The organism is Moorena sp. SIO4E2 (assembly GCF_010671945.1).
GTDB classification, from domain to species: Bacteria; Cyanobacteriota; Cyanobacteriia; order Cyanobacteriales; family Coleofasciculaceae; genus Moorena; species Moorena producens.
Genome location: NZ_JAAHIE010000775.1, coordinates 1 through 2,898 on the forward strand (window position 1 = coordinate 1; position 2,898 = coordinate 2,898).

A 2,898-nucleotide genomic window follows, 5' to 3' on the forward strand; every position below is an offset into this window, starting at 1 on the left:
ACTTGAGTTCAGACCTTTTCTCTTCCTTGTTAGTTAAATAGCCTCAGAACCCTTTTATAGTAAGCTTTATAAGTTTTTTAACTGGAAATTTAGCATAAAAGGGTTCTGAGGCTATTTAACTAACAAAATTTTCTGAATACCGCCTCTTCCCACTACTCCCTGCTCCCTGCTCCCTGCTCCCTTTGCAAAAGTGTTTATTTAAGCACCTACACAGAATTAATTACCTACTTAAAATCTCTATAACCCTTACCCGGCAAGGTTTTGATTATTTTAAAATGTGTAATTAATTTTGTGCACCTGCTTAGCATAACAAGTACGGAAGAGCCATTTTTCCTATTTCAAAAACAGCTTTAGTCTAAACCTCTGCAGCTGCATTCATCCAAAAAAAACTTAGTCAATTATTCTGGTTTTGAATATTTTCACACTTGCCATGCACGAGTTAGTGGGTTTATAAAAACTAAAGGGAGCAAGTCAAGGTTACAGCATATTCTGCATGTATGACTTTCTCCCTAAACTTAACTACTTTTGATTTCTCATGTTACCATCCCAGAACTTCGATTCCAACAACCTTGAAGCTAATCAGCTTTTAGGTACTTCAACTGCTGTGTTAAATCCAGATACATCTTCAGGTACTGGTCTTCCAGTACTTCCTCTTGTACGAGGTGGAACTGCGGTTGCTTTAGTTATTGCCCTAGCTTTTTTCACGAAAACAGTAATCGAAGCGATTACTAAGTTAGTCAAGGAGGTCAATGATGGCAAGTAAATACTCCGGATTTGGTATTGTTACTTGTTAACTACCAATAGCTTAACATAAAAAATCCCCAACTATTACTTAGGTAGTGGTTGGGGTGATGCTTCGGACCCGCTACGCGATCATAGGAACGCAGTATACTTAAGGAGTATTACTTACATCGGGCAAACCAAGTTTTTCGACTGTTCTTTTTCCTTAGTTAACGGCTGATAGGTCTTGTGAGCATAGGGCTCATATCCCTCGAAACCTGAATAAGTCATCTCACACAATAACCGAGACTTGAGCGGAGAAGGAGGTAAATTTACCTTTGCTACTTTTACTTCTACTAAACCTGGATCATGCCTTAAAATATCAAGTAGATCCTGTGACAAGTAGCGGGGACAATACCCTAGGTGATAATGATCTGCTGTGGTTAACACTAAAGCCTTATTGTCATAAGAATTATGAAACTCGTGACATAACCACAACGGATCACCAACTTGTAGCTGTTTTATGCGGTCCATAGAACACTCTGGTAAATGACGCAAACCATGTACTAGAAAACAAAGGTGGTATTTCCCGTCACTGTCGAGGTTTGGAGAAGGGAAAACTTTAAAATTATCTGTTTGTCGATTTCCTTCGCTCCTTGCTAAAAATTCCATCAAATCAAAACTCTGGGCTGATAAGTTGAGCCGGTCTAGATGCTTTTGGTAATCTGGACGCGAGGGTGACATAACTCGGTTGGCAAAAAACGCAAACAACTCCGTCGAACGATAGGTCTTATCCCACTCTGGGAAAGACATTAGAGGCTCAAAGCCAAATTTTTTTTGCGCTTCCTTTGCACCTTCTATATAAACAAAGGTGTAATTTTTTCCATTAAATGTCAATCGACCCACCGGGTTCCACGATCGACTTTCATGATCTTGCCAAGCTAAAAATAAAGTTTTTAGGGAAGTGATACTCATAAATTTAATAGACAGAGCAGTCTTTTTTTGTTGGTGAGCAAAATTTTCTTAGCAAAGTCAGATGCTTCTTTTGAGATCCGAAAATCTGGAAATGCCTGTAAAGTTGAATTTATCTGTTGCTCTGAAATTTGCTCAAGACGGTTGAGCCACTCCTGACTAGCTTTAGGATAGTGAGTATTAAGGTATTCAAAAAGTTCAAATGTTTTCAGAGGCTTTTTTTCATTTTCGTTAAGATAAAAGGCTGACCAGCACTTATTTACGTAAGACTCTACAGACTTATGCTGGCGTTTAGTATCAGAAAGTTCACGACCCAGACATGAGGCGTGATCGTAAGTGGGAGCTAGATAAATACCTGTTTGAGATGTCTTAGGACGTACAAACCCCCAATTTTCATGATGACGATCACCATTACCAATCCACGCATCTAGCAACAAGTAGCCAACAAACAAATCTCTTGCATCTGTGAAACCATCAGGTACTTTCCATTTAGGGGGGAAGTTAACCGATTTTTTTATAATCGCCTCCATAACCGCTTCAATTGTGTGTTGATAGGCGTTTTGCTTAACCGAAGGGGGATAATCGGGATTAATGCCACTAAGTACTTGATTACCATGCACTAGGGTTTCTCCCTCTCCTAAAAAATTGACTGTAATCACCCCTTTGTTTCCATCGGTTGTTTCTGCTAACTCATACCGCGCCGCAGGTATATCTAGAAGATTGCACAACTCAAATGCCACTTTTTCTGACCAATCTTCTCCTGTGTTTTGGCGAGGATACTTGAAGAGACACTTTTTCAATTGACGATGATAAAACCAAAATTTTTCCTTTGTCCCCATTGCTTCGTCTTGAGCCTGACTCTCTTGGTCCGAAGTTAAACGAATGATCTCGTACTGATTTGCTGCCACCTACAAAACGCTATCAAAACCTATTTAGTGAAAGATGAAGTCACGTGATCGCCTCCTGGAGCTTTCCAGAGTTAGCCCGAATTTTCCCGCAGGGAAGGCTTAGCCTAAGGCTATCCCGATACTAAGTCCTGAGTCAATAACGCTACTTTCCAAAGCTATTATTAGTATAGCGCTACGCGCAAGTCAGAAGTCAGAAGTCAGAAGTCAGAAGTCAGAAGTCAGAAGTCAGCTATGACTAAGTTTTGCAGTTTAGGAGCTATGCAGCGCGGTCTTGGCGAGGCAGCGCGGTCTTGGGGGA

General features: G+C 40.4%; 3 protein-coding genes. 1 reads left to right on the forward strand and 2 read right to left on the reverse strand.

Annotated elements, in window-relative coordinates:
* Positions 1 to 535 precede the first annotated feature (535 nt).
* The gene (locus F6K37_RS37000) at positions 536 to 763 is read left to right on the forward strand and encodes a hypothetical protein (protein ID WP_008188774.1); all 228 of its coding nucleotides are present in this window, start codon (positions 536 to 538) and stop codon (positions 761 to 763) included.
* A 143-nt stretch (positions 764 to 906) separates the two neighbouring features.
* On the opposite strand, the gene F6K37_RS37005 is transcribed toward F6K37_RS37000, so the two are convergent.
* Positions 907 to 1,695, reverse strand: coding sequence for an HIRAN domain-containing protein (locus tag F6K37_RS37005; RefSeq protein ID WP_287255968.1), 789 nt, complete (start codon positions 1,693 to 1,695; stop codon positions 907 to 909).
* Positions 1,692 to 2,600 (reverse strand): HipA domain-containing protein, encoded by a 909-nt coding sequence (locus F6K37_RS37010; protein WP_287255969.1) that lies wholly within the window; start codon positions 2,598 to 2,600, stop codon positions 1,692 to 1,694. The genes F6K37_RS37005 and F6K37_RS37010 overlap by 4 nt, the downstream gene beginning before the upstream one ends.
* Between the last annotated feature and the right edge of the window lie 298 nt (positions 2,601 to 2,898).

Excerpts from the sequence above, each read along its gene's own strand:
- F6K37_RS37000 (WP_008188774.1), top strand. The coding sequence starts at position 536 with ATGTTACCATCCCAGAACTTCGATTCCAACAACCTTGAAGCTAATCAG.
- F6K37_RS37005 (WP_287255968.1), bottom strand. The coding sequence starts at position 1,695 with ATGAGTATCACTTCCCTAAAAACTTTATTTTTAGCTTGGCAAGATCAT.